Source organism: Streptomyces sp. NPDC026500 (assembly GCF_055567635.1).
The window spans coordinates 214,128-238,501 of record NZ_JBVHQB010000007.1 but is presented as its reverse complement, the minus strand read 5'-3'; the positions used below and the strand labels follow the sequence as shown (position 1 = coordinate 238,501).

Here is a 24,374-nt window from a genome sequence, read left to right as displayed (position 1 = left end):
GGGAAGTTCACCCACGGGGAAGCAGAGAGGGCACACGTAGGTTATGGACAGCTTTGCAGGACCGACCATCCTGGTATTGATCGCCGCGGTGATCGTCGTTCTCAAGTACCGTCGGCGCGCGGCTGGGCAGGTTCCCCTGCTCGCGGTCAGCGGAACGCCCGGGCGGATCGCCGTGGCTGTGGCCTTCGCGGTCGGCTGCGCCTGGGCCTGGTCTCAGGGTCCCTCGGTCATCAACGCAGGTGTCCTGGGCCTGAGCCTTGCCCTGCTGACCGGAGCGGCCGCCGAATTCCTGGCGCGCAGGAGCGCCCGGCGCATGTGATGAGCGCGGGCGTCTGAAGGGCACCCCGGCGAGTCCGCCGGACGCGGTCCGCGAGACGGACGGCTTCGGCGCCGGTGGCACGTGCATGGCGCCGAGTCGAACCGGACAAAGGGCCGGCCCGGGAGGGAAACCTCCTGAGCCGGCCCTTTGTTCTGCGCCTTCGTCCGGCAGCGTTGATGTCAGCAGTGGGGGCAGAAACCGGCGGCTGCACGGCGTCGCTGCCCCTGGCCGTATGGCTGATCATGTTCGCGCTCGGCTCGCTCACGACCAGTTCTGCCTCCTCGGCCACGCGGCGGAGGACCGTTTGCCGGCCTCTGACCCTTGCCAGGCCCGGATTCCTGGTCAGGGCACCTGATCCCGGGCCCACACGCGTCCGTCCACCGGCACCTCGCGGGTCTTCGCCGTCCCTTCGGGAACGCCCGGCACCGCCGTCGGCACCACCCGCCGACACGGCCCCACTACTCGGTGTGACCCCCCGCGGCCTCGCCTCGTGCCCCGCCTGCCCGAGGAGGACACTTCTACTGAGGGGCTCAATCAGTCTCCGCGGGGGTGCACCGGGGGCGGCGGCTTCGGAGGTGATCGCGATGACACAGATGGCAGCGATGCAGGCACGGACCACGGTCGGATGGCACGTCGAGATGGAATTCCAGGAGGACGACCACCGCACCCGCGCGGCCGCCCTCCTGCGACTCCCCGACGGGAACGAAGTACGCGCCCACGGGTACGCCAGCCGCCACCCCTCCGACTCGAACCAGCCAAGGGTCGGCGAGGAGGTCGCGGGCGCGAGGGCCCTGAACGAACTCGCCATGCAACTGCTCACCAAGGCCCACGACGAGATCGACGCGGCCTCGGGCAGGACATCACACACACTGAGGTGACCGGCGGCGACAGCTGCTGGGCCGTGCGGACGGAACACCAGGCCGCCTCACGGCCGTTGTCCCCCGACTCCGACTGGCCTTCCCCGTGACGACCAGGCGGCTGGGATGCATTTGCCCGTTTGCCGTCTCGGCGGGACATGTCCATAGGCCGGTCGTACGGCTCCCAGCTCGTCGACACCTGCACAGGCCGACCGTCGGCAGGGAACTCGTAAGCCGTTCGGACGCACAGATCGCCTTCGCCGATCCCGAGCCGCGCCGCGATCTCCGCCGGAGCCGGCACCTTGGCATCGGTCCGGCTCTCCCAGTCGTCTTGCCTGCCGACGGCCTTCATGTCCGCGCGGAACGGGGACCCGTTGGGCTGCTCACGCGCGCAAGGCCGTCCTGCCCCCGCACGTCTTCGACTCGCCCACGGGAAGGCGGGCGTACGACAACCGACACACGCGCCTGACCAAATGGCTCAACGACGGGATTCCACCCGCCCAGGTGGCGGACTGGGCCGGGAACAGCGTCCCGGTGCTCCTGGCGACCTACGCGCGATGCGTCGAGGGACAGCTCCCTGACTTGAAAAGGCGCCTCGAAGCCGTCGGAGATCTTCCCGAGCCGCCCGCCGCGGGCTGAGGCCCCTCGCCGAAAACTTCGACACGTATTCGACAGGGCCACCCGCGAAAACCCGGTGACAGCCGTACGGCCCCGGACCTTCCCCTTGATCATCGGGGAGGTGTTCGGGGCTTCGCCGTGTCGAGTGAAACCTACTCTGACCAGCAAAAAGCCCTCCCAAAAGGGAGGGCGGAGACTGGCGCCCCCGGCAGGACTCGAACCTGCGGCCAAGCGCTTAGAAGGCGCCTGCTCTATCCACTGAGCTACGGGGGCCGGGTGTGTCGGCCTGTGTCCTGGTGCCCGGGTGTGGGCTGATCCGTGACCTTGCCGGGGACAAGAATAGGGCTCCCGCATCCCTGTCCCTCGCGCTTCGCCTCCGTGGCTCGATGTGGAGGTTCAGTGAAGCGGTCCTGATAATCGCAGGCGGGTACGAATCGTGCACCGCTTTTGACGTCTCGCGCATCGGGTGTTGTGCACTCGTTATGCCTGCGTCCCAGTCATCCCTTCCGCCCCGTCTGTCCCGTCGGCGCGCAGACATACCCATATGCTTCAGAAAGACTCCAAAATTGGGCATTCTTCGCATGTGGTGACCTTGGACGTACGGCCTCAGCTGCTCGACGCACTTTCCGCCCTGCGCGACCGTGTCGCCGCCGCACGCTTTCCGCTGCCCCTGGCAGGGGCTCCACGCGCGCGTGCCAACCGCGACGAACTGCTCGCACAACTCGACGACTATTTGGTGCCCCGGTTGAGAGAACCCGAAGCACCCCTTCTCGCCGTCATCGGAGGGTCCACCGGTGCCGGCAAGTCGACCCTCGTCAACTCCCTTGTGGGGCGCCGGGTCAGCGAAGCGGGCGTCCTGCGCCCGACGACCCGTACACCGGTGCTGGTGTGCCATCCGGAGGACCATCACTGGTTCAGCGGCATGCGCGTGCTGCCGCAGCTCACGCGCGTGTGGGTGCCCCATCAGGAACCCGGCGACGATCTTCCCGCCCTGACCGACCGCGGGGAGCGGGTGCTGCGTATCGAGACCGCCGACACGCTCCCCCGCGGCCTCGCCCTCCTCGACGCGCCCGACGTCGACTCCCTGGTGGCCGACAACCGCGTGCTGGCCGCCGAACTGATCTGCGCGGCCGACATCTGGGTGATGGTCACCACGGCCGCGCGGTACGCCGACGCCGTGCCGTGGCATCTGCTGCGTACCGCCAAGGAACAGAAGGCGACCCTGGTGACGGTCCTGGACCGGGTGCCGCACCAGGTGGTGTCCGAGGTCTCACGACAGTACGGCGCGCTGCTCGCCAAGGCGGGGCTCGGCGAGGCACCCCGCTTCACCGTGCCCGAACTGCCCGAGTCCGCCTGGGGCGGCGGTCTGTTGCCCGCCACGGCCGTCGCACCGCTGCGTACGTGGCTCGCGCACCAGGCCCAGGACCCGGGAGCCCGGCACGGGGCGATGGCCCGTACGGCCCACGGCGTCCTCGACTCACTGAAGTCGCGGATGCCGGAACTGGCCAGTGCCGCAGCCGCTCAGTACGCCGCCGCGACCCGGCTCACCGCGGCCGTCGACGGGGCGTACGACAGCGAGCACACCCGCGCGAAGGGGCGTCTGCAGGCCGGAGCCGTGCTCTCCGGGGACGCACTCAAGCGCTGGCGTGCCTATCCCCTCGACTGCACCGCCGAGGAACTCCTGGACGCGCTCGTGGAGAGCCTGTCCGCCCTGCTGCTGTGCTCCGTCACGGCCGCCGACGAACGCGTGGACGACGCCTGGCGCCGCGAACCGGCCTCGGGCGCGCCGGGACTGACGGATCGTGATCCGACCCTGGAGAGCGCCGAGCACCGGATCGGTCTGGCCGTACGACGCTGGCGGCGCGTCCTGGAGGAGTACGCCGAGGACGAAGTGCGCGACCTCGACAAGAGTGTCGCTCCGGACCCCGCGGTGGTGACCGCACTGGTCGCCACGGCGCTCCTGGGCGGCCGCAGGGCCCGCAGCGCGGGCGAGGGGCTCGCCGAGCGGATCGGGGCGCACGGCGCGCTGCGGCTGCGCGACAAGGGCGGCCGGCTGCTCACGGAGCTCATCGACAAGGCCCTGCAGACCGAACGCGAGCGCCGTCTCGCACCGCTTGAAGCGCTTGACGTCCATCCAGAACCCCAGGCCGAACTCATCGCCGCGCTGTCCGTACTGCAGAAGGAGAGGTGACCGCGGTGACTGCCGTCACTGACCGCACGGATCAGGCCGACCGCCCCGGAGACGAGCGACCCGAAAACGGCCGCCCCAAAGACGGCCGTCCCGAAGACAGCCGCCCCAAAGACGGCCGTCCCGCAGATGGCCCTTCAAGAGATGGCCGTCCCGGAGAGGACCACTCCGAAGACGGCGCCCCCGAAAACGCGCCCTCCGGGGCGGGTACCTCGGGCACCGCGGGCGCCGCGAGCGGCAACCGCGCCGGGGACACCGAGACCACTTCGGAGAACCGCTCGGAGAACCGTGCGCCCGGCGCTCCGAGCTCCGGGGCCCCGGAGGCCACCGAAGAAGCCACCGAGAATGCCAAGGGGGGCAGGAGCGGCAAGACCGCGCGGAGCGGTGGCGGGGCCGGCCAGCGCACCCCGCAGGGCACGTCCGATTCGGAGCCCCGCGCGCGCGGGGAGGGCGACGACCCGACGCGCGCGGAGGACGGCCCCGTCTGGGACGACGGCCTCATCGCGCGACGGGTGATGGAGGCGGCCCCCGGCCGGTACCAGACACCGTTGGTGGAGGCCAAGGCCGCCGTCCCGGCGGTGCCGGCTCCCCTCGCGTACGACGGGCCGCTGCGCTCGCGCCTGGACGCGCTCCGCGAACTGGTGGGCCTCTCCCGCGCCCGCCTCGACAGCAGGACGCTCGCCGAGGCGGGCCGGGTCCTGGACGAGGCGGCGGCCCGCCGCAAACTCTCGGGGGAGCACACCGTCGTCGCCATCGCCGGGGCGACGGGCAGCGGCAAGTCGCAGCTCTTCAACGCGCTCGCGGGCGTGGCCATTTCGGAGACCGGCGTGCGCAGGCCGACCACCTCGGCACCCATCGCCTGCACCTGGAGCGACGGCGCGGCCACCCTCATCGACCGGCTCGGCATCCCCGGGCGACTGCGCAGACGGCCGTTGCAGAGCGCGGAGGCGGAGGCGCAGCTGCGCGGCCTGGTCCTGGTCGACCTGCCCGACCACGACTCCGCGGCCGTCCAGCACCGCGAGCAGGTGGACCGCGTCCTGGCGCTCGTCGACGCGGTCATCTGGGTGGTGGATCCGGAGAAGTACGCGGACGCCGTCCTCCACGAGCGCTATCTGCGGCCCCTGGCCGGGCACGCGGAAGTCACCTTCGTGGTCCTCAACCAGGTGGACCGGCTCCCCGGCGAAGCGGCCGATCAGGTGCTCGACGATCTGCGGCGGCTGCTCGACGAGGACGGCATCGCGCTCGGCGAGTACGGCGAACCGGGCGCGACCGTCCTCTCGCTCTCCGCGCTCACCGGGGCCGGAGTCCCCGAACTGCGGGAGTGTCTCGGCCAGTTCGTGGCGGAGCGCGGCGCCGCCGCACGACGGATCTCGGCCGATCTCGACGCGGCCGCCGCACGGCTGCGGCCCGTCTACGCGGCCGGGCGGCGGGTCGGGCTCAGCGAGGAGGCGCGCGACGAGTTCGCGGACCGGCTCGCGGACGCGGTGGGCGCCGTGGCGACCGGCGAGGCCGCCGAGCGGGCCTGGCTGCGCAACGCCAACCGCGCCTGCGGCACGCCCTGGCTGCGGCTGTGGCGCTGGTATCTGGACCGGCGCGAACCCCCGACCGGGCGCCTGCCCGTGCGCGCTCCCGCGGACGAGGAGGCCACCGCACGGCAGCGCGTCGAGCAGGCGGTGCGGACGGTCGCCGAGCGGGCCGCGTACGGGCTTCCCGCGCCCTGGGCGCAGGCGGTGCGCGAGGCGGCCGTACGCGGCGCGCAGGGGCTGCCGGAGGCGCTGGACGACATGGCGGCGCGCGCGACGACACCGGCGGGACGGCCGCCACGGCCCGGCTGGTGGCCCGTCGCGGTGCTGGCACAGGCCGCGATGACGATCCTCCAGGTCATCGGCGGGCTCTGGCTGGTGGGACAGATCATCGGAGTCATGTCACCGAACCTCGGGGTTCCGGTCCTGCTGATGGTGTCGGGCATCGTCGGCGGCCCGGTCGTCGAGTGGGGCAGCAGAATGGCGGCCCGGGGCCCGGCCCGGCGCTACGGCCTCGAAGCGGAACGACGATTGCGCGAGGCGGCCGCCGGGTGCGGAAGAGCCCGGGTACTGGATCCCGTGGCCGCGGAGCTGCTGCGGTACCGCGAGGTGCGGGAGCAGTACGGGCGGGTCATGGGGACGACGACGGCGGTCGCCCCGGTCGGATGACGCGGTGCCCCGGTCGGATGCCATGGGCACCCGGGTCGGAGGACGCGGTTGCTCCGGTCGGATGACACGGGCACCCCGGTCGGATGACGCGGTTTTCCACAACCGGCTGGTAGCACACAGCGCCCAGCGGGCCGGGCCCGCCGGAGGCAGTCTGATCCCGCGGCGATCGCAGCGCATGCGCTCGCCGCGGCAGACGTATCCGCACGGGAGGGATTCACGATGAACGAGACGATGGTGTGCGCGGTGGGCAACGTGGCGACACGGCCCGTGTACCGGGAATTGGCGAACGGCGCGTCGGCGCGGTTCCGGCTGGCGGTGACCTCGCGGTACTGGGACCGTGAGAAGAGCGGGTGGACGGACGGGCACACCAACTTCTTCACGGTGTGGGCCAGTCGCGCGCTCGCGACGAACGTGGGGGCCTCGGTGTCCGTGGGCGATCCCGTCATGGTGCAGGGCAGGCTGAAAGTGCGGACCGAGACACGCGACGGGGAGAGCTGGACGTCGGCGGACATCGACGCGGTGGCGATCGGCCACGACCTCTCCCGCGGTACGTCGGCCTTCCGGCGTCCGTCCAAGGAGGGCGAGCCGGCTCCCGCGCACCGCCCCGAGCCCAGTTGGGAATCGGCGCCGGAGGCCCGGTCCGAGGGCTCGTCCCAACAGCGTTCCGAACCGGCCGGGGTGACGTGATGTCAGAGAGAACCACCATCTGACCGAACTGCGGCTTATCGACAAATACACTGCGAACGACCCTCGTGGATTTGTCGATAGGCGCAGCTCACGGACGTGATCGCGATAACGATTCCGAGTCGGATCGGTTATCGGATGACATGAGCGGGGGGAGCGATGCAGCGCTTCTTTAGGATGCCGAACACAGCTCTCGGGGCTTCTGATTCTGCTGGCGGGACCGTCCCCCATGTCAAAGGGTCCTGCGCGAAGGGGAATTCTGTGTCTTCTGCGTTCTCTGTGTTGTCCCAGCGCGGGCGAGGGGCAGCCCGCCTCGCGACCGCGGCGTTGGTGTGGGGGCTCGCGGCCGCGGGGACGATCGCCGCAGCCGGTACGGCCGCCGCCGACGGGACCCCGCAGAGCCAGGGTGGAGCGACCGCCACCATAGGCGACCTGAAGACATACGGGTCGGCGGTCATTCACGAGAACGGCGAGGACTCCTGGGTCTCGGCCGGCCTGTTCGAGATGTCCGTCGACAACGGCGGCATGCTGCAGACCTACTGCATCGACCTCCGCAACCCGACACAGCAGGACGCCAAGTACCAGGAGACCTCCTGGAGCGGCACATCGCTGAACGGCAACAAGGACGCGGGCAGGATCCGCTGGATCCTGCAGAACTCCTACCCGCAGGTGAACGACCTGGCGGCGCTGGCCCAGAAGGCCGGTGTCACCGGCCTCACCGAGCAGGACGCGGCGGCCGGCACCCAGGTGGCCATCTGGCGGTACTCGGACGGCGCCGACGTGGACGCCGTGGACCCGCGGGCGGAGAAGCTCGCGGACTATCTGCAGAAGAACGCGCGGAACCTGCCGGAGCCCGAGGCCTCGCTGACTCTCGCCCCGACCGCGGTCTCCGGTCACGCGGGCGAGCGGCTCGGCCCGGTCACGGTGCACACCAACGCGGGCAGCGTGACGGTGACACCGCCCACGGACACCGCAGCCAGCGGGGTGAAGGTCGTCGACAAGGACGGCAAGGCGGTCACCTCCGCGGCGGACGGCAGCCGGCTCTTCTTCGACGTGCCGAAGGACAGCACGGACGGTTCCGCCTCGCTCACCGTGCAGGCCTCCACGACCGTGCCGGTCGGCCGCGCCTTCACCTCGGAGACCCGCAGCCAGACGCAGATCCTCGCGGGCTCCAGCGAGTCCACCGTCTCCGCCACGGCGACCGCGAACTGGGCGGCGAAGGGCGCGATACCGGCCCTGTCCGCGCAGAAGGACTGCGCCAAGGGCGGCGTGGACATCACGGCGGCCAACAAGGGCGACGAGGCGTTCACGTTCGAGCTGATGGGCGTCGAGCACACCATCGCGGCGGGCGTGTCCCAGACGGTCACCATCCCGCTGCAGGAGGACCAGGCGTACGACTTCACGATCGGTGGCCCGAGCGGCGTCGCGAAGCGGTTCAAGGGCGTGCTGGACTGCAAGACCCAGGGCGTCGCGAGCGACGTCTCGACGCAGACGCTCAGCGAGCCGAGCCCGGCGTCGGTGGGCGGCTCCAGCGGGGGCACCGACCTCGCCGAGACCGGCGGCTCCGGTGCGACTCCGATCATCGCGGGTGCGGCCATCGCCCTCGTCTTGATCGGCGGGGCCGTGGTGGTCCTCTTCCGCAGGAAGCAGACACCGCCGCAGGTCTGATCGGCCCGGCACCTCGCCGACCGCTCGCCTCGCCGGCCGCACAGCTGCTCTGCCACCCCGGCATTCCCCGGACACCGGGACACCGGGACACCGGGACACCGGGACACCGGGACACCGGGACACCGGGACACCGGGACACCGGGACACCGGGACACCGGGGAGGGTACGGCCGCGGCATCGTGCGTGGTGATCCGCGGGGTGCGGGAGTGCGGCCATAGAGACCTTCCGCCCCGCCGACGGGAGTTGACAGCGGCGGGGCGGCGGTCGCACAGGCGCTAGGAGCGGGCGGCGCTCCGGCCGCGTACGACGGCGAATCCGGCCGCGATCAGGCCGAGGACACCGACGATCAGGCCTGCCGCACCCAGGGCGCGCGCGGTGGAGTCGCTGCTCTTGTCGCTCGCGGTCGATTCCTTGGCCGCCGAGGACGAGGACGAGGACGAGGACGAGTCGGAGCCTGCGGCCCCGGTCCCGGTCCCGGTCCCGGTCGAAGAGGTGTCCTCACCCGCTCCCTTGGCGGTGAGGGTCAGCGCCGGAGCCGGGCTCTCCGGCTCCTCCGCGCCCTTCTGAGGCTCCTCGATCCAGCGGACCACGTTGCCGTCCGAGTAGGTCTGGAGCGTCTTGAAGCTCAGCTGGTCGGTGTCGTCCGGCAGTTGACCGAACGCGACCTCGAAGTCCTGGAACTGGCCGTGGCGAATCCTGCCCCCGGTCCAGGTGATCTCGGAGACGGCGTCGGTGATCGTGCCGTCGTCCGTCTTGATGGGCTTCTTCAGCTTGGTGGTCGTCACCTTGGCGGTCCAGCCCGCCTGCGGGGTGACCAGGACGCCCAGGACCGGGTGATCGGTGGGCAGGAAGACCTGCACCTTGGTGGTGCTGGCGGTGTCCTCCTCGTTGGGGACCCGGAAGCTCAGGAGACCGTCCGTGGCTCCCTTGGCGTAGCTCTCGGGATGGACCGTCACATGCGCGAAGGCCGCGCCTGCGGCGGTCAGGAGGCCCGCGGTGGCGAGGGCGGCGACCGTGCCGGTGCGGCGCAGGGTGGTGCTCATCGGGGACATCTGGGGAACTCCGTACTGATGGGAACGTGGTCAGGGCGTGTACGCGGGCCCTGCCGGCGGTCCCCGGCGCGAAACGGCGTGACGCAGGAGTGCCTGCCGCAGCCGCCACGGCTCGGCCGGTGTCCGGCCCGAGGGATCGCCGTGCGGCCGTACGGGAGGCGGTCCCGTCCGCGCCCTCCACCACGCGGCGAGACCCGGCACGAACGCCACGGCCCGGCGCAGCAGGGACCACAGGGCGGCTTCGCCGCGCCGCAGCCACCAGGTCGTCAGCAGGGCCGCGGCGACATGCGCGGCCGTGGCATGGGGCGTCAGGGCGTGTGCGTGCGGGGACATCATGGACGCCCCGTGCATGTCCATCGCCATGCGCGGCCGGGCGGCCTCGAAGCCGAGGTGGAGTCCGGCCTGCGCGACCAGCATCGCGCCGCCTATCCCGAACAGGGACCGTTCGCGACCGCCCAGCGCACAGCCGACGGCGAAGACGGCGAGGAGTCCCACAGCTTCCGCCCAGCGCGGCGGCGCCTGCCCGGTGGCGAGCACGTGCCCCCCGGCGGCCAGCAGAACGCACAGCACGGCGAACACCGCCGCGCGCAGACTCCGTACCGCCAGGGACGCACTCATGGAGCCCAGATACTGCCATGGGGAGCGAGCGACCGTCGCGGCTTCCCCGGGGAGCCGTCCGTCACGGGCCGTCCGGCTCCCCCGGCCACCGCTCGGGTAGGGTCCCGGCTGAGCCTGGGAGGAACCCGACATGCGACTTCGCTGTGCCGTGCTGGACGACTATCAGAGTGTCGCGACCGAGATCGCCGACTGGTCGCCCGTCGCCGGCACCGTGGAAGTCACCGGTTTCGACCGGCACTTCGCCGACGAGGACGCACTGGCCGCCGCGCTGGCGGAGTTCGACATCGTCGTCACGCTGCGCGAACGCGTGCCCTTTCCGGCCTCCCTGCTGGCCCGGCTGCCCAGACTGAAGCTGCTGATCGCCTCCGGGATGCGCAACACGGTGATCGACTACACCGCCGCCGAGGCGCACGGGGTGACCGTGTGCGGCACGCCGAGTTCCTCGACACCCCCGGTCGAACTGACCTGGGCGCTGCTGCTCGGCCTCGCGCGGGGAATCGTCACGGAGCACAACGCGTTGCGGGCGGGCGGCCCCTGGCAGAGCACCGTCGGCGCCGATCTGCACGGCCGCCGGCTCGGCCTGCTCGGGCTGGGCAAGATCGGCGGCCGGGTGGCCCAGGTGGGTCTCGCCTTCGGCATGCGGGTCAGCGCCTGGAGCCAGAACCTCACCGAAAAGCGGGCCGAGGAGGTCGGGGTGGAGCTCGCCCCTTCCAAGGAAGAGCTGCTGGCGGGCAGCGACTTCGTCTCCGTCCACCTCGCGCTCGGCGACCGCACCGGATGTCTTGTCGGCGCCGCCGAACTGGCCCTCCTCAAGCCGACCGCCTTCCTCGTCAACACCTCGCGCTCGGCGATCATCGACCAGGAGGCCCTGCTGGCCGCGCTGCACGCCGGGCGGATCGCCGGAGCGGGCCTCGACGTGTTTGACGTCGAGCCGCTGCCCGCAGGCCATCCGATGCGCTCGGCCCCCCGTCTGCTGACCACCCCGCACCTCGGCTATGTGTCGCGTTCCAACTACGAGACGTACTACGGCGCGGCGGTCGAGAACATCCAGGCGTTCCTGGCGGGCACACCACTGCGCCGCCTCGGCTGACCGGGCCCGCTCGGTCGGCCGCGCGGCTGGTCGCTGCTCGCCGCCTGTCCACCCAGCAGGCATGCCCCGTACGCCCGTTGAGGGCGCGCGGCCCCAACCGAATGAACGGCCGCCCGTCCGACCCCCGTTCGAAGAGGGATCCCCTGGTGAATGCCCGTGACCAGGTGTGGGTCGACGCGTTGAAGGGGAAGTGCGGTCGCGTCCGTGCCACCGCACTCGTCGAGTCAAAGGAGAACGTGATGTCTCGCATCGCGAAGGCCGCCGCAGTCGTCGTGGGCACGGGTGCCGTGGCGCTCAGCGGGGCCGGTCTGGCCATGGCTGACGCCGGCGCCCAGGGCGGGGCCGTCGGCTCACCCGGTGTCCTGTCGGGCAACGTCATCCAGGCCCCGATCAACGTGCCGGTCAACGTGTGCGGCAACACGATCAACGTCGTCGGTCTGCTGAACCCGACCTTCGGCAACACCTGCGTGAACGGCGGTGGGCACCACAAGGAGCACCACGGCGACCACGGCTACGGCAACTGAGCCCAGCACGCGAAAGGCCCCCGGCAGGAAGTCACTGCCGGGGGCCTCGCCGTACCCGGTACGCGCACCGGTGACGCCCGTTCGCCGTACCCGCGGGTGCTGGTAACCCTGGATGCCGGTACCCGTGGAGCCAGCACCCGTAGATGTCCGTCACCCGTACCGGTGGATGCCCGCTACGCGTACCGGTAGATGCCGCTGTGGTCCTCCATCGCCTCCGGCGTCACGCCCCACGGGGGCATCTTCTCGTGCCGGGCGACGATGCGGCGGTACTGGGAGTCACGTGGACCCGGGGGCCGCTCGGGCAGATAGCGGGCGCCTCCGTGCCGCTTCTGCCAGCGGGACCACTGGAGGTCGATGAAGGCGTGGTGCAGCCAGAAGACGGGGTCGTTGACGGAGGCGCCGCCCAGCATGTGGCCGCCGACCCAGCGGTGGACGCGGTTGTGGTTGCCCCAGGTGGCGTTCCCGGGCCCGTGCCCCCACCCCTCCAGCCGGTTACGGAAGCCGCGCGTGGACGTCGAGTCGTAGGGAGCCGTGTCATAGACGGGGTCGTCCAGGGCGGAGTCCAGCTCGCCCCGTGTGGGCAGTTGGATCGGCTTCCGCGGGCGGCCGAACTCGCGCGTGAGGAACGCGCCGTCGGTCACCCCTTCGTTGATCTTCCACTTGCCCTGCGCGTAGGCGAAAGGTCCGGTCATGACCTGCCGGTCCGAACGCCGCCCGTTGCCGCCGAGCAGATCCTTGGTCCACGGCGCGGAGGTCGGCGTGCGGTCCCGGGTCCAGTCCCAGTACGGCACGCTCACCCCGGGGTCCACGCGGCGCAGCGCCCGCTCCAGGTCCAGCAGGAACCGCCGGTGCCAGGGCAGGAACGAGGGCGCCATGTGCGCGGCGCGCAGCCCGCCGTCGCCGTCCGAGACGTAGTACTCGATGTGCGTCCGGACGAACTCGTCGTACTCTCCGCGGCGTTTGACCTCCAGCATCGCGGTGACGAAGCGGCGTCGCTCCGCGCTCGTGAGGGTGCTGACGTTCTTACGCGTGTACACCATGGTGGTGGCCGCTCCCCTCCGCACCGCTCTCCCGTGCGCCGGTCCCCCGCGCACCGCGCGCGGCCCCGCCCGCCTTGCCGTCCATGCCCCTGAGGTGCTCGGCGGGGCCCAGCTCGTCGACGGCCGCGCGCGCCGCCGCCAGCGGTGTCGGATAGGACTCGTAGTGGTCCACCATGCTGAGATAGCTGCCGTCCGCGCGGCGCATCAGATGCAGCGGCCGGCCGTCCACCGTGACCTGCCACTCACCGCCGCCGAACGCGGCCCGCCCGTCCGAACCGCCCTTCGTGCCGAGGATGTGCCTGCCGCGGTACACCTCGTCGAAGGAGAGGTCCTGGGGGCGGAGCTTGCGCGGCGGCCGAGAGGCCGCGACGACGGGGGCGAGTGCCACGCCGACGGCCGACACGAGCAGACCCCGCATCGCGCCGCGCCGGGACACCGCCACTCCCCCCGCCACACGCTCCGCCCCTCCGCCGCGCCCTCGGCCGGCCGGCACCCGGCCCGGTCGGCGCCTCGGCACTCTGCTCGACACCCAGCTGACGAACATGCTTCTCTCCTCGACGAGTTCAGGCCGCCTCGGTCCGGCCGCTCCGGTCTGCTTCAGCGGGATCAACGACGGCGGCCCCCGATGGTTCGGTCGACAGGCCCGGTCCGGACTCCCGGGCCTGCTCCCCCGGACGGGGCCGGCTAGGACCCCGAGCCCATCTCCAGGTTCGCCCCCGGCACGGTCTTCAGCAGCGGTGTGAGCACGGCGGCCTGAGGCAGCTTCAGATCGGGAAGGCCGAGGTGGTCGGGGTTCGGTGCGCCGAGCGGGCTGTCCAGGGACGCTCCGGGGGTCAGGGTCCGCAGGTCGGCCGCCGGTGCGGAGAGACCGAGGTGGTCGAATCCGTCACCGAGGACGTGCGGGAGGGGCGTACGGACGTCCGCCCCGGGCAGCCCGCCGCTGAGGGGCACTTGCGGAACGGCATGGTCGGGAATCATCCGGCCCTCGACGTACCGGGGCCCCTCCAGCCGACCCGGCAGGGGCAACGGCAGTTCACCCGCGACGCTGGGCGCCTTCAGGTCGAGGGACTGCTCGACACCGTTCAGCGGCACCGGGACGGGGACCGCGTCGGCCGCGACGGCGGGGGCCGCGACGGCGGCACCCACCGCCGCCGCCACACCGGTCATGACGGCGGCGAGAGTTCCTCGTGTGGTCGGCTTCATCTCAGGTACGGTCCCTTTCAGGATTCGGGGGCGCAGCGTCCGTACCGCGTAACGATTCCGGGGACGTCATCAGCTCAAGATTCCCCCGACGGACCCATTAGTCGTCCGATAGGGAGAATCAGCCCGTCCAGAAATCCCACCAACGGGTGAGGATCAGCATTCCGATGACGCCGATGTGCAGCGCCGGAAGAACCCAGGTGAATTCTGCGAGAAATACCTTCAGCCATTCCGGTGCGGGCAGAAAATCATTCCGTACGTTGAAGGATGTGACGTACCAGAACATGATGATCGTGGCGGCCCATGCCAGACAGCACCACAGGCACAGTGAGTTGATCCGGTAGAACGACTGGAACTGGAGCCAGGTGCAGAATCCGACGCCGAAGAGCATGCCCGCGTTGAAGGTCAGCCAGTACCAGCGCGGGAATCCCGCACCGGTCAGCAGACTCACGCCGACGCAGATGACGATGCCGTACGCCACCAGGCCCAGCATCGGGTTGGGGAACCCGAAGGCCGAGGCCTGCTCGCTCTTCATGATGTTGCCGCAGGAGACCACCGGGTTCAGGCTGCATCCCGGAACGAAGTTCGGGTTCTCCAGCAGCTTGAACTTGTCGATCGTGATGACCCACGCGGCCAGCAGGCCGGCCGCCCCCGTGATCACGAGCAGCAGGGCAAGGGCGCGGCCGGCGCCGGCGGTGCGCCCGTGCGCACCGCTGCCGCTGCCCGTCCCCCGTCCCGCGGCGGCCGTCATCAGCCGCGCAGGCTGCGCGCGGGCAGCAGCACGTGCGCCGCGCTGAGCAGGGTCTCCTCGTCGCCCGCGAAAGCCGTCAGGTTCTCGGGCGCGACGGGCTTTCCGGGCTCGGCCACGGGCCAGGCGCGGGTGGCGAACAGGAAGTAGGCGTAGCCGCGTTGGGCCACCGCGGCGAGCCACTCCGGCGGAGCGGCGCACTGGGCGTTGAGGTACGGCATGCTCACGACGGCCTGGCCGGCCTCGACGAGCAGGGTGAGCGGCAGGCTCGGCTGCCGGGAACCGTCGATGAGCGTGTCGCCCACGGGCAGTCCGTTGTCGATCAGCAGCTGCCGGATGGCGGCCGCTGATCCCTCCGGGCCGCCTTCGCCGTCGCCCAGCGAGTAGGCGAGGAGATAGGGCATGTCGCCGTCGGGGGTGTCACCGCTGAAAGCCATGACGGCGAGCGTGCCGAGATCGGCGACCCGAAGAGGGCGCATTTCGCTTGAGGTTGAGGTCACCGCGGAACCTTATCGATGCGCCCGTTCGGGTTCTGACCCGTTATCACCCGACCGGGCGATGGCCTGGAGCGTGACCACACGAACGAGGGACGTCGCTCGAACAGCACGAAGGGCCGATTCCGCGCCCGCGGAATCGGCCCTTTCCGCCGCATCGGCCGTACGACGTCAGCCGTTGGCGCAGGCGTTGCCGAAAGTCGGGTTCAGCAGGCCGCCGAAGTCGACCGTGTTGCCGCAGACATTGACCGGGACGTGCACGGGAACCTGAATGACGTTGCCCGACAGGACGCCGGGGGAATGGACCGCCGCACCCTGGGCACCTGAGTCCGCGGCGGCGCTGCCCGCGGCGGCACCAGCGGCCATTCCGGCGGTAGCGAAAATCAGCGCAGCCTTCTTGGCAGTATTCATTGCCAGCCCTTTCCTCAGAGATTTTCTCCAGAGCCTAGGGAAATGCCCGCGGGCTTTACGGAAAGACACGCGAGTAATGGATGCGACTAACCCTGAAGGGGAAGCCCGCCGAGAAGCTGCTGGGGGCCGCCGGCCGTGTTGAGCGTCTTCGTCGCGCCGTTCACGCCGTTGAGCAGGGAGCTCTTGTTCTCGGTGTCCAGCGCGTTCGACTGGTGCTGCAGGGGAAGGACGTCCTGCACGCTGAGCGAACGCTGGCTGGTGACCGTCTCCAGGGCGCCGTTGAGGCTGGAGGGCGTGAGGTCGGAGGCTCCGGCGGCGAACGCGGGCGCCGCGGCACCGGCGACGACCATGGACCCGGCGACTACCGCGGCGGCCTTGAGGGACTTCATCGTGTTCCTTTCTTCGGCGACCGATGTCACCGGAGGGAATTCCGCTTTGCGCTGCCTAACGAGCACCGAACGCGACGGAAACTCCACGTGCAGAAAATTCCTGCACCCCACCCGAATGAACAGCGAGTCTCATCCTCCTATAGGACCCCACGCGCGAACGGCGGCAGCCGCGTGCGGCAACGCAGACCGGCCGCCCTCCCTTTCGGGAGGACGGCCTGCAGAAGGGTCCGCGATGACGTCAGCCGTTGACGCAGGCGTTGCCGAACGTGGGGTTCAGCAGACCGGGGAGGTTGACGGTGTTCCCGCAGACGTTGACCGGAATGTGAACGGGAACCTGCAGGACGTTGCCCGACAGGACGCCCGGAGAGTGGGCGGCCGCGCCGTGCGCGTCGCTGTCGGCGGCGGCGATGCCGGCGGTACCGGCCACTGCGGCGGCGGCAACGGAGGTCAGGGCCAGGCCCTTCGCGATACGCGACATGGAGAAGTGCTCCTTGGAAATCGACACAACATCCGGGCGGGATGCCCGGCTCTGGATTCAACGCGCGGCGCACCCGCGGGTTGTGCCTCCAAAGGGGTGATCTCGCAAACGGTCGAGCTTCACGATTCCGACACACATGCCAGCTTTCCCTGATAAATACGGACACCGGCTAGAGTCGGGCTCCTCCAAGGGCGTCTGGAAGCAGGCGTCGACCGGCGTCGGGAGCGGACGGGGAGCCGACGCGCACCCATCTGATCTTCAGATTTCCGTCCTTCCGCTGGTCCAGAACCTTTTCCCCGAAAGGGCACCGCCGGTCATGCGTACTTCCCCGGGCGTGCTGCTGCGCCGTGCGATCGTGGGCTGCTCCGCCCTCGCCATCTTCTGGGCGCCCGGTGGCCCCGCGTCCGCGGGGGCGCCCACCGACAGGGCACCCGCCGCGGAGGCGGAGACGCAGGCGTTCACGCAGCGCTACCACGCGCTCCAGCACGGCGGAATCGTGCGGGCCGCGAACTCCTCGATCAGCTGCCGGAGTTCCACGAAGTCCGCCCTGCCCCACGGCCCCGTGAGGACGGCCGGGGCCACCCGCGCCACGGCGCCCACGTGCCCCACGGCGCGCCGGGGCGGCCCGGTCGCGAACGGCGACTTCGACATGTTCTACATCGACGTCGACAACGACCCGAACACCTACAACTCCAGCCGTGCGGAGGTCCGTCTGCCGAAGGGCGCGCATGTCACGTACGCGCGGCTGTACTGGGGCGGCAACCTCCGTGTCGGAGAGCAGAAGCCGCCGAAGGACAACGGGCGGGTGCTGATCGCCGAGCCCGGCGGCGCCTACAAGGATCTGCGCGCGGACCGGGTGGTCGGGCACCGGGTGGCCCGCGGGGCCGACGCGTTCCAGGCCTCCGCGGACGTCACCAGGCTGGTGCGGGCGAGCGGTTCGGGGCTCTACACGGTGGCCCAGGTCAACGTGGCGAAGGGCAGGTCCGCCACCGGGGCGTGGGGCGGCTGGACGCTGATGGTGGCGTACGAGAAGAAGTCGGAGCCGCTCAGACATCTGTCGATGTGGGACGGCTTCGGGGTGCTCGGCCCCGGCGAGGAACGCGTGGTCCCGCTCGGCAGGCTGAACCTCCCCGGGATCGTGCGGGGCCGGGTGGGCCTGGTCGCGTACAACGGCGACCGCGGACGCAGGGGCGACTCGCTGTCCGTCTCGACGGGCCGCGGTGCTCCGACCGTGCTGAGCGACTCCGCCAACCCCCGGGACGACGTACTGAATTCGACGATCGGCGAGCCCGGACCCCGTGCGATCAAGCGGGTACCCGCGTACGCGAACACGCTCGGTTACGACTCGGACGTCCTCGAACTTGGCAAGGGGATCCGTCGCGGGGGTGACCAGTTGGCCTTCCGGATCGTTTCGCAGCGGGACGCGGCCTGGGTCGGAGCACTGTTCGCCGCCGTCGACGCGAAGCAGTGACGCGCGCCCCGGCGCGCCGCCCGTGAGCAAGGAACCGCGCATGCATCTGCCAACAGACCCTCTGCCGCGGGTCCTTCATGTCACGCAGCCGATCGACGGCGGCGTCGCCCGGGTGGTCACCGACCTCGTCAGGGCACAGCTGGCGGCCGGTACGCGGGTGACTGTCGCCTGCCCGGACGGCAACGACTTCGCCCGCGAGGTACGGGAGCTCGGCGCGGACGTACGGCCCTGGCACGCGACACGTGCGCCGGGGCCGCAGCTGGCTCAGGAGGTACGGCGGCTCGGCCGTGTCCTGGCGCGGGTGCGGCCCGATGTGGTGCACGCGCACAGCGCCAAGGCGGGACTCGCGGCCCGGCTCGCGCTGCGCGGACGGGTGCCGACGGTGTTCCAGCCGCACGCCTGGTCGTTCGAGGCCGTCGACGGTGCCGCCGCGGCCCTCGCGCTGCGGTGGGAGCGGTGGGGGGCGCGCTGGGCGTCCCGGGTCGTGTGCGTGAGTGAGGCAGAGCGCGCGACCGGTGTACGCGCCGGAGTGCGCGCTCCTTGGCGGGTGATCCCCAACGGCGTCGACCCGGAGCGCTTCCACCCCGCGTCCGTGGACACCGTACGAGCCGGGATTCCGCTGCTCGCGGGGGGCGACCCGGCGGCACCGCTGGTGGTGTGCGTGGGACGGCTGTGCCGGCAGAAGGGGCAGGACATCCTGCTGGAGGCGTGGCCCTCGGTGCTGCGGAGGGTGCCCACCGCCCGGCTCGTGCTCGTCGGGGACGGGCCCGACGCCGCGCGGCTGCGCGCCGGGGCGCCGCGTGACGTGCTGTTCGCCGGGGCCGCCGCCGACGCCGTGCCCTGGTACCAGGCCGCCGATCTCGTGGTGCTGCCGTCCCGCTGGGAGGGCATGGCGCTGGCTCCGCTGGAGGCCATGGCCTGCGGGCGCCCGGTCGTCATGACGGACGTGGACGGCGCCCGCGAGAGCCTGCCGCCGGGACATGACGTCCGCTGCCTGGTGCCCTCGCCGGAGCCGGAACCGCTGGCGGAGGCGATCGGCGCGCTGCTGTCCGATCCGCTGCTGCGCGAATCGCTCGGCCACCAGGGGCGCAGCCATGTACTGACCACGCACGACGTGCGCCTCACGGCCGACGCGGTCGCGGGGGTGTACCGCGAACTGCTGGCCGGCCGACAGCCGCAGCACGCCGGGAGCGTCATGTGCGCGGACCACACCGAGTGCAGGGAGCCCATCCACTCGTGACTGCGGAAAGCACCGTTCCCTCCCCCGGCGGACAGCCCCGGGAGTACGGATACTCGCCCGTCTCGGTCATGCCTTCGCGCGAGACCGACGGCGGTTTCAGGTTCCCGGCCGGGCCGCGGACCGCGCCCCGGAGTGCCTCCTGGCTGCCGCTGGCCGCCATGGACGCCGTCGCGGCGCTGGCGGCCGGGCAGACGCTCACTGAGATCCAGCGCCATCCGCTGTTCGTCGTCGCGCTGCTGCTCGGCGTGGTCGCTCTGAACGCGCGGGCGTCACTGTACCGGCCGTCGCCGCTGCCCGCCCTGCTCGACGAACTGCCCGCCGTCTGCGCGCGGATCGCGGTCACCTGGTGCACGCTGGCCGCCGTGCTCGCCGCGTTCGCCCCGGACGGCGCGCTGTCGGCACAGACGCTGGCCCTGGGGTGCGCCGCACAGTCGGCGATCAGCTGCGCGGGCCGCGGCACGGTGCACTGGCGGCGTCGCCGGGCCCTCGTGCAGCGCCCCGGCGCCGCCCTGGTGATCGGTCCCGCGGGAACGGCGCAGCGGGTGGCGGCGGCCTTCCTGCGCCATCCGAACTGCGGGGTACGGCCGGTCGGTGTCGTCTCCGACCAGCCGGCCGGCCTGGACGGGCTCCCGGTCCTCACCACCGGCGAGGAAGTGCAGCGGGCGCTCATCCAGAACAGTGTGCGGGCCGTGCTCGTGGTGGAGCCGCCGAGCGAACGCGGGCCGATGCTGCGGGCGTTGGCCCTCGCGGGCTGCGAGCTGTGGGAGCTCGACCCGGACTCCCCTTCGTACGACCGGGAGAGCCGGCAAACGCTGGCCGGCTTCGCCTGCCGACGCCTGTCGATCGGCCGGCGGCGCGCCAGCTTCGGCAAGCGGTTCCTCGATGTCGCCGTCTCCGGAACGCTGTTGCTGCTGGTCAGTCCGCTGCTCCTGCTGTGCGCGGTCGTCCTGCGGCTGACCGACGGGCCCGGTGTGGTGTTCCGGCAGGAGCGCATCGGCAAGGACGGGCGGCCGTTCACGCTGCTGAAGTTCCGCACCCACCGCCCGGTCGACGCGCACGAGGCCGCGACCCGCTGGAGTGTGGCCAACGAGCAGGAGATGAGCCGCTTCTGCCACTTCCTCAGACGCACCTCGCTCGATGAACTGCTCCAGCTCCTGAACGTCCTCTGGGGCGACATGAGCCTGGTCGGTCCGCGCCCCGAACGGCCGTACTTCGTGGCCAAGTTCAGCCAGACCTATCCCGGCTACGCGGCCCGTCACCGGATGCAGACCGGCATCACCGGGCTCGCCCAGGTGCACGGGCTGCGCGGCGACACCTCGATCGAGGACCGTTGCCGGTTCGACAACGCGTACATCGACAACTGGTCGCTGTGGCAGGACATCTGCATCCTGCTGCGCACGGCCGCCGCGCTCGTGCGCCCGACGGGGAGCTGAGCCGGTGAGCCCCGCCCCGCCCGTCACTCCCCTGGACACCCTGACCGCCGCCCTCCGGCGCGCGCTGCCGGTGCTGCCCGTCGTCGCGGTGATCGCGCTGCTCGGACTGCCGATCGCGCCGAGCGGTGAGGGCGGCGCGAACATCGCGGACGCCATGTCCGGTCTCGTGGTGCTCTGCTGCGCGATCCATCTCGTACGGGCCCGGCGGCGCCCCCTGTCCGCGACCGCCGCCCTGGTCATCGGGCTCCCGGTGATCGGCATCGCGGTCTCGGCGGCCGGGGCGGCGGACCCGGGGGCCGGGATCACCGGCCTCACCCGCTATCTGCAGATCTTCGTTCTGGTACCGGCCGCGGTCCTGCTGCTCGTGCGCGACCGGCGCGACTTCCGTCTGCTGGCCTGGTCGTTCGTCGCCCTGGCGCTGTGGCAGGGGACGATCGGGGTGCGGCAGTACGTCACCGGGACCGGCGCCTCGTACCAGGGCGAGGACGTCCGGGCGGTCGGCACCTTCGGGCCGACCGACGTGATGGGAATGGCGACCGTGGTCGCGTTCGGCCTGGTGTGCGCGGTGGCGCTGGCCCTGGGGACGGATGAGGCGCGGCAGCGTGCCGTCGCCGTGCTGTGCGCGCTGGCCCTGCTGCCGCCGCTCGCGCTGTCGTTCAGCCGGGGCGCGTGGATCGCCACGGCCGTGGCCTGCGGCGCGCAACTGGTGCTGGCGGGGCTGCGGCGCGCGGTGAAGGTGGGCGCGGCGGTGGCCGCGGCCGGGATGATCCTCGTGGGCGGGCTGGGTGTCGGTACCTCGATGCTCCAGGAACGCATCGCCAGCATCACTCAAGTCACCGACGCACCGGACCAGTCGGTGACCGACCGGTACACGATGTGGGCGGCGGCCACCGACATGTGGCGCGAACACCCGCTGACGGGCGTCGGGTTGAAGGGTTTCCCGGACAACCGGGACGGTCATGCCTCGCTCGCTCTCTCCTCGGGCAGCGACATCGCGGGTGTGGGCACCGCCTTCCACAAGCAGCCGCTGCTCTCGCCGCACAACATGTATCTCCTCGTCCTCGGCGAACAGGGCCTGATCGGGCTGCTCGCCCTCGCGGGCAGCTGGCTCGCGCTCCTGGTGTGCGCGCTGCGCGGGCTCATCCGCGTACGCCGGGCGCCGCCGAGCGCCGCGGGGCCCGGCCTCGCCCCGGGCCGGACCCCGCCCGGCACGGACTGCGCGCTCGTCGCGTGCGGGTTGATCGTCTGGCAGCTGGTCGACTTCGTGTACGCGGACATCGGCGGCCCCTCCACGGTCCTGACGGCCGTCGTCTTCGGCGTCATCGGCTGGTGGGCACTCATGGATCCGTCGACACCGGCCGGCACCGTCGCGACGGCACCGGCCCCTTCCGTAAGGGAAGAGGCCGCGGCGCGATGACGGTGACGCCTCCCAGGGCGGGGGAAGGCCCGGACACGAACCCGGGCTACGGGACGGGCGCGGACACGGGGACGGACATGGGTGTGGGGACGGGGACAAGTGCGGCGACGGGGGGCGCGGCGATGAGCACAGGGACAGCGGCGGACACGGGGCTGGGGACGGACACGGGGACAGGGGCCGGCGCAGAGACAAGGGCCGGCACGGAGACAAGGGCCGGCACGGGGGCAGGAGCAGACACGGGGACAGGAGCAGACACGGGGACAGGGGCAGACACGGGGACAGGGGCAGACACGGGGGCAGGAGCCCCGGCGGGCACAGGAACTGGGGCGGGCACAGGAGCCCCGGCCGACACAGGAGCCGGGGCGGGCACAGCGAACGGAGCGGGCACAGCGACCGGCGCGGGCACAGCCGCCTGGGCGGGCACAGCCGCCGGCGCGGGGGCACGGGCCGTCGACGACTTCGCCGTCCCGTTGCCCCCCGCCCGGACGTCCGGTTCTCCCACCGGCTCGCCCCCTGTCTCTCCCGGCGGGGGTCCTGTCGGGACTCCCGGTGGAACCTCCGGGGCAACCCCCGCCGGAGCTCCCCCCGGCCCACCGGCCTCCGTCGCCGCACGGCCCACCGGCCTCCGGGAGTGTCAGGATCACGCCGGACCTGCCTCCAACCGGTTTCTCGCCAGAGCCGCTCTCGTCACCGTCGCCCTCTCGATCGCCGGAGCACTGCTGGGTCTCGGCCGGGATCAGGCTCTGGCGCATCTGTTCGGGGCCGGGTCGGACACGGACGCGTTCCTCGTCGCGTGGACGCTGCCGGAGTTCGCGGCGACGCTGCTGATCGAGGACGGGCTGGCCTTCGTGCTGATCCCGGCGTTCAGCGTGGCCGTGACGCGGCGCGCGCAGGGGGCCGCCGGTGATCCCGTACGCGCGCTGGTCGCCGCCACCCTGCCCCGGCTGACGCTCGCCTTCGCCGCCGTCGGGGCGCTGTTGATCGCGGGGGCGCCCTTCCTGGTCGAGGCGCTCGCGCCCGGCCTGCCCGATCCCCGGCTCGCGGTGGACTGCACCCGGCTGACCGCGACCTGCGTGTTCTCCTTCGGACTCGCCGGGTACTGCAGCGCGGCCCTTCGGGCGCACCGGCGCTTCGTCGCGCCGGCGGCGATCTACGTGGCGTACAACGCCGGGATCATCGCGGCGATGTTCGTCCTCGGCACCCGCTGGGGCGTGCGGTCGGCGGCCCTCGGTGTCGCGGTCGGCGGCGCGCTCATGGTGGTGGCGCAGGGACCTTCGTTGTGGCGGCAGTTGCGGCGCGGGGAGTCGACGGGCGAGGCGCCGGCCGGTGAGCCGGCCCGCCCGATGGATCTGACCCTCATCGGCACGGTCCTGCTCTTCGCGCTGTGCCGGCAGTCCCAGGTCCTCGTCGAACGCTTCCTGGCCTCGTCGCTGCCCGCCGGGGCCATCTCGCATCTGAACTACGCCCAGAAGGTGGCGCAGATGCCGATGGTGCTCTCGCTGATGCTGTGCACGGTCACCTTCCCGGTGGTCGCGCAGGCCATCGCCGAGGGCGACACCGAACGGGCCCGCGACCGGGTGGAGCGCGATCTGGCGCTCGTCTCCTGCACGGTGCTCCTCGGCACGGCGGCGGTCGTCGCGTGCGCCCCGCAGATCATCCAACTGCTGTTCCAGCGAGGTGCGTTCACCGCCCAGGACACGGCGGCGACGGCGGCGGTCATGCGCGTGTACGCCCTCGGGCTGCTGGGCCACACCCTGGTCGGCGCGCTCGTGCGCTCGTACTTCTCCTCGGGACGGCCCACCTGGTACCCGCTGTTCGCGATGACCGCCGGGATCGTCGCAACCTGCTGGATCGGTGTGCTGGCCGTCGGCCCCTGGGGGGTGTGCGGGATCGCCGCCGCCAACGCGACCGGCATCACTCTCAGCGCCCTGCTCCTGCTGTACGGCATGGGGCCGCGCAGTGTGCCGATCCGCATCCGCAAGGTGGTGGCCGAGATCGGCAAACCGCTGCGGGCCGCGGCGGCCGCCACGGTGGCCGGTGGTCTGTGCGCGAGCCGCGTGGAATCCCCGCTGCTCGGACTCGTCGTCGGCGGCACGGTCGTGACCGTCGTCTTCACCCTGCTGGCCTGGGCCTTCCGGGTCGAGGGGTTCGCATCCGCACTCCGTTCCGTCACACGAAGGGTTCCCTATGCCCGTTTCCGCTGACAGCAGCAGACGTACCGGCGCGAGCTCCCTCGACGCGCC

Annotated in this window: 23 protein-coding genes, 1 tRNA gene and 1 pseudogene; 13 read left to right on the top strand and 12 right to left on the bottom strand. The window is 71.7% G+C overall.

The genetic code is table 11. The annotated features are described in order from the left end of the window. Nucleotides 1-43: 43 nt before the first annotated feature. On the top strand, nt 44-319 hold the full coding sequence (locus tag ACZ4N5_RS15535; RefSeq protein ID WP_467757606.1) for a hypothetical protein: 276 nt from the start codon (nt 44-46) through the stop codon (nt 317-319). A gap of 593 nt (nt 320-912) precedes the next feature. Continuing rightward, on the top strand, nt 913-1,197 hold the full coding sequence (locus ACZ4N5_RS15530) for a DUF1876 domain-containing protein (RefSeq protein WP_467757706.1): 285 nt from the start codon (nt 913-915) through the stop codon (nt 1,195-1,197). Nucleotides 1,198-1,348: 151 nt separating this feature from the next. Here ACZ4N5_RS15530 and ACZ4N5_RS15525 read toward each other — a convergent pair. Together ACZ4N5_RS15525 and ACZ4N5_RS15520 are read right to left on the bottom strand one after the other, a co-directional pair. Then, a pseudogene (locus ACZ4N5_RS15525) lies at nt 1,349-1,528 on the bottom strand (GntR family transcriptional regulator); the annotation flags it as partial. A 463-nt stretch (nt 1,529-1,991) separates the two neighbouring features. Continuing rightward, nucleotides 1,992-2,067 (bottom strand) — tRNA-Arg (locus tag ACZ4N5_RS15520). Between the two features lie 271 nt (nt 2,068-2,338). On the opposite strand from ACZ4N5_RS15520, the gene ACZ4N5_RS15515 reads away from it, so the two are divergent. The 4 genes from ACZ4N5_RS15515 to ACZ4N5_RS15500 all read left to right on the top strand — a co-directional run bounded on the left by ACZ4N5_RS15515 (nt 2,339) and on the right by ACZ4N5_RS15500 (nt 8,526). Further along, nucleotides 2,339-3,985, top strand: a complete 1,647-nt coding sequence (locus tag ACZ4N5_RS15515; protein ID WP_467757605.1) for a dynamin family protein — start codon at nt 2,339-2,341, stop codon at nt 3,983-3,985. Then, the gene (locus ACZ4N5_RS15510) at nt 3,982-6,174 is read left to right on the top strand and encodes a YfjP family GTPase (RefSeq protein WP_467757604.1); all 2,193 of its coding nucleotides are present in this window, start codon (nt 3,982-3,984) and stop codon (nt 6,172-6,174) included. Before ACZ4N5_RS15515 ends, ACZ4N5_RS15510 begins: the two co-directional genes overlap by 4 nt. A 219-nt stretch (nt 6,175-6,393) precedes the next feature. Next, a complete protein-coding gene (locus ACZ4N5_RS15505; protein ID WP_467757603.1) occupies nt 6,394-6,861 on the top strand; it encodes a single-stranded DNA-binding protein in 468 nt (155 codons plus the stop codon). 258 nt (nt 6,862-7,119) lie between these two features. After that, nucleotides 7,120-8,526, top strand: a complete 1,407-nt coding sequence (locus tag ACZ4N5_RS15500) for a Cys-Gln thioester bond-forming surface protein (protein WP_467757602.1) — start codon at nt 7,120-7,122, stop codon at nt 8,524-8,526. 275 nt (nt 8,527-8,801) lie between these two features. Here the strand turns inward: ACZ4N5_RS15500 and ACZ4N5_RS15495 are convergent, their stop codons facing one another. Together ACZ4N5_RS15495 and ACZ4N5_RS15490 are read right to left on the bottom strand one after the other, a co-directional pair. Continuing rightward, nucleotides 8,802-9,578 (bottom strand): YcnI family copper-binding membrane protein, encoded by a 777-nt coding sequence (locus ACZ4N5_RS15495; RefSeq protein ID WP_467757601.1) that lies wholly within the window; start codon nt 9,576-9,578, stop codon nt 8,802-8,804. Nucleotides 9,579-9,608: 30 nt separating this feature from the next. After that, complete coding sequence (locus tag ACZ4N5_RS15490; protein ID WP_467757600.1) at nt 9,609-10,196, bottom strand: hypothetical protein; 588 nt, start codon at nt 10,194-10,196, stop codon at nt 9,609-9,611. Nucleotides 10,197-10,326: 130 nt separating this feature from the next. Between ACZ4N5_RS15490 and ACZ4N5_RS15485 the strand changes: the two genes are divergently transcribed. Both ACZ4N5_RS15485 and ACZ4N5_RS15480 read left to right on the top strand, forming a co-directional pair. Next, complete coding sequence (locus ACZ4N5_RS15485) at nt 10,327-11,286, top strand: D-2-hydroxyacid dehydrogenase family protein (RefSeq protein ID WP_467757599.1); 960 nt, start codon at nt 10,327-10,329, stop codon at nt 11,284-11,286. Nucleotides 11,287-11,525: 239 nt separating this feature from the next. After that, nucleotides 11,526-11,810, top strand: coding sequence for a chaplin (locus ACZ4N5_RS15480; protein WP_467757598.1), 285 nt, complete (start codon nt 11,526-11,528; stop codon nt 11,808-11,810). Between the two features lie 173 nt (nt 11,811-11,983). Here ACZ4N5_RS15480 and ACZ4N5_RS15475 read toward each other — a convergent pair whose 3' ends face one another. From ACZ4N5_RS15475 to ACZ4N5_RS15440, 8 genes are all read right to left on the bottom strand, one after another. Next, the gene (locus tag ACZ4N5_RS15475; protein WP_467757597.1) at nt 11,984-12,850 is read right to left on the bottom strand and encodes a tyrosinase family protein; all 867 of its coding nucleotides are present in this window, start codon (nt 12,848-12,850) and stop codon (nt 11,984-11,986) included. Next, nucleotides 12,834-13,304 (bottom strand): tyrosinase cofactor, encoded by a 471-nt coding sequence (locus ACZ4N5_RS15470; RefSeq protein ID WP_467757596.1) that lies wholly within the window; start codon nt 13,302-13,304, stop codon nt 12,834-12,836. The genes ACZ4N5_RS15475 and ACZ4N5_RS15470 overlap by 17 nt, the downstream gene beginning before the upstream one ends. 230 nt (nt 13,305-13,534) lie before the next feature. Beyond that, nucleotides 13,535-14,053 (bottom strand): hypothetical protein, encoded by a 519-nt coding sequence (locus tag ACZ4N5_RS15465; RefSeq protein ID WP_467757595.1) that lies wholly within the window; start codon nt 14,051-14,053, stop codon nt 13,535-13,537. Nucleotides 14,054-14,171: 118 nt separating this feature from the next. Next, entirely contained in the window at nt 14,172-14,801 is a 630-nt protein-coding gene (locus tag ACZ4N5_RS15460; RefSeq protein WP_467757594.1) for a vitamin K epoxide reductase family protein, read from the bottom strand. Then, complete coding sequence (locus tag ACZ4N5_RS15455; protein ID WP_467757593.1) at nt 14,801-15,298, bottom strand: DUF5949 family protein; 498 nt, start codon at nt 15,296-15,298, stop codon at nt 14,801-14,803. The genes ACZ4N5_RS15460 and ACZ4N5_RS15455 overlap by 1 nt, the downstream gene beginning before the upstream one ends. 165 nt (nt 15,299-15,463) lie before the next feature. Further along, nucleotides 15,464-15,703 carry a chaplin gene (locus ACZ4N5_RS15450; protein ID WP_467757592.1) on the bottom strand — a complete coding sequence of 80 codons (240 nt, stop codon included), beginning with the start codon at nt 15,701-15,703 and terminating at the stop codon, nt 15,464-15,466. Between the two features lie 86 nt (nt 15,704-15,789). Next, on the bottom strand, nt 15,790-16,092 hold the full coding sequence (locus ACZ4N5_RS15445; RefSeq protein WP_467757591.1) for a hypothetical protein: 303 nt from the start codon (nt 16,090-16,092) through the stop codon (nt 15,790-15,792). Between the two features lie 238 nt (nt 16,093-16,330). Continuing rightward, on the bottom strand, nt 16,331-16,570 hold the full coding sequence (locus tag ACZ4N5_RS15440) for a chaplin (RefSeq protein WP_467757590.1): 240 nt from the start codon (nt 16,568-16,570) through the stop codon (nt 16,331-16,333). A 316-nt stretch (nt 16,571-16,886) separates the two neighbouring features. Between ACZ4N5_RS15440 and ACZ4N5_RS15435 the strand changes: the two genes are divergently transcribed. From ACZ4N5_RS15435 to murJ, 5 genes are all read left to right on the top strand, one after another. Further along, entirely contained in the window at nt 16,887-18,041 is a 1,155-nt protein-coding gene (locus ACZ4N5_RS15435; protein WP_467757589.1) for a DUF3344 domain-containing protein, read from the top strand. Between the two features lie 40 nt (nt 18,042-18,081). Next, a complete protein-coding gene (locus tag ACZ4N5_RS15430) occupies nt 18,082-19,281 on the top strand; it encodes a glycosyltransferase family 4 protein (protein ID WP_467757588.1) in 1,200 nt (399 codons plus the stop codon). Further along, on the top strand, nt 19,278-20,714 hold the full coding sequence (locus tag ACZ4N5_RS15425) for a sugar transferase (RefSeq protein WP_467757587.1): 1,437 nt from the start codon (nt 19,278-19,280) through the stop codon (nt 20,712-20,714). Before ACZ4N5_RS15430 ends, ACZ4N5_RS15425 begins: the two co-directional genes overlap by 4 nt. A 4-nt stretch (nt 20,715-20,718) precedes the next feature. Next, on the top strand, nt 20,719-22,131 hold the full coding sequence (locus tag ACZ4N5_RS15420) for an O-antigen ligase family protein (RefSeq protein WP_467757586.1): 1,413 nt from the start codon (nt 20,719-20,721) through the stop codon (nt 22,129-22,131). 470 nt (nt 22,132-22,601) lie between these two features. Beyond that, nucleotides 22,602-24,335, top strand: coding sequence for a murein biosynthesis integral membrane protein MurJ (gene murJ / locus ACZ4N5_RS15415; RefSeq protein ID WP_467757585.1), 1,734 nt, complete (start codon nt 22,602-22,604; stop codon nt 24,333-24,335). Nucleotides 24,336-24,374: the final 39 nt, after the last annotated feature.

Excerpts from the sequence above, each read along its gene's own strand:
- ACZ4N5_RS15530 (WP_467757706.1), top strand. The coding sequence starts at position 913 with ATGGCAGCGATGCAGGCACGGACCACGGTCGGATGGCACGTCGAGATG.
- ACZ4N5_RS15440 (WP_467757590.1), bottom strand. The coding sequence starts at position 16,570 with ATGTCGCGTATCGCGAAGGGCCTGGCCCTGACCTCCGTTGCCGCCGCC.
- ACZ4N5_RS15505 (WP_467757603.1), top strand. The coding sequence starts at position 6,394 with ATGAACGAGACGATGGTGTGCGCGGTGGGCAACGTGGCGACACGGCCC.
- ACZ4N5_RS15515 (WP_467757605.1), top strand. The coding sequence starts at position 2,339 with ATGCTTCAGAAAGACTCCAAAATTGGGCATTCTTCGCATGTGGTGACC.
- ACZ4N5_RS15475 (WP_467757597.1), bottom strand. The coding sequence starts at position 12,850 with ATGGTGTACACGCGTAAGAACGTCAGCACCCTCACGAGCGCGGAGCGA.
- ACZ4N5_RS15430 (WP_467757588.1), top strand. The coding sequence starts at position 18,082 with ATGCATCTGCCAACAGACCCTCTGCCGCGGGTCCTTCATGTCACGCAG.
- ACZ4N5_RS15450 (WP_467757592.1), bottom strand. The coding sequence starts at position 15,703 with ATGAATACTGCCAAGAAGGCTGCGCTGATTTTCGCTACCGCCGGAATG.
- ACZ4N5_RS15465 (WP_467757595.1), bottom strand. The coding sequence starts at position 14,053 with ATGAAGCCGACCACACGAGGAACTCTCGCCGCCGTCATGACCGGTGTG.
- ACZ4N5_RS15435 (WP_467757589.1), top strand. The coding sequence starts at position 16,887 with ATGCGTACTTCCCCGGGCGTGCTGCTGCGCCGTGCGATCGTGGGCTGC.
- ACZ4N5_RS15445 (WP_467757591.1), bottom strand. The coding sequence starts at position 16,092 with ATGAAGTCCCTCAAGGCCGCCGCGGTAGTCGCCGGGTCCATGGTCGTC.
- ACZ4N5_RS15480 (WP_467757598.1), top strand. The coding sequence starts at position 11,526 with ATGTCTCGCATCGCGAAGGCCGCCGCAGTCGTCGTGGGCACGGGTGCC.
- ACZ4N5_RS15460 (WP_467757594.1), bottom strand. The coding sequence starts at position 14,801 with ATGACGGCCGCCGCGGGACGGGGGACGGGCAGCGGCAGCGGTGCGCAC.
- ACZ4N5_RS15490 (WP_467757600.1), bottom strand. The coding sequence starts at position 10,196 with ATGAGTGCGTCCCTGGCGGTACGGAGTCTGCGCGCGGCGGTGTTCGCC.
- ACZ4N5_RS15495 (WP_467757601.1), bottom strand. The coding sequence starts at position 9,578 with ATGTCCCCGATGAGCACCACCCTGCGCCGCACCGGCACGGTCGCCGCC.
- ACZ4N5_RS15535 (WP_467757606.1), top strand. The coding sequence starts at position 44 with ATGGACAGCTTTGCAGGACCGACCATCCTGGTATTGATCGCCGCGGTG.
- ACZ4N5_RS15485 (WP_467757599.1), top strand. The coding sequence starts at position 10,327 with ATGCGACTTCGCTGTGCCGTGCTGGACGACTATCAGAGTGTCGCGACC.